Origin of the sequence: Kitasatospora putterlickiae (genome assembly GCF_039527695.1) — a bacterium.
GTDB lineage: Bacteria > Actinomycetota > Actinomycetes > Streptomycetales > Streptomycetaceae > Kitasatospora > Kitasatospora putterlickiae.
Genome location: NZ_BAAAKJ010000296.1, coordinates 4,596 through 4,929, shown reverse-complemented (window position 1 = coordinate 4,929; position 334 = coordinate 4,596). Strand labels below are relative to the sequence as shown.

1 protein-coding gene is annotated in these 334 nt (G+C 75.1%); it reads left to right on the top strand.

Annotated elements, in window-relative coordinates:
- Positions 1–334, top strand: a 334-nt coding sequence (locus ABD308_RS28750; protein WP_344340696.1) for a PucR family transcriptional regulator, incomplete at both ends; no start/stop codon positions are given.

Below are 334 nucleotides of genomic sequence, written 5' to 3'. Positions count from 1 at the left end.
CGGCCCGGCCCGGCCGGGTCCGCGTCGCCGGGCCGGAGGAGCTGGCCTCGCACGTGCTGCTGCTGGCGGCCGTCCCGGACGAGGTCCGCCGGGCCTTCCGCGGCCGGCTGCTGGACACCGTGATCGCCTACGACCGGGAGCACCAGGCGGACCTGGTGCGCACCCTGGAGGCGTTCCTGCGCGCGGACGGCTCGTGGACCAGGTGCGCCGCGCAGCTGCACGTGCACGTCAACACGCTGCGCTACCGGATCGGCCGCGTCGAGGAGCTGACCGGCCGTGACCTGTCCCGCCTGGAGGACCGGGTGGACTTCTACCTGGCGCTCGAACTGGCCTG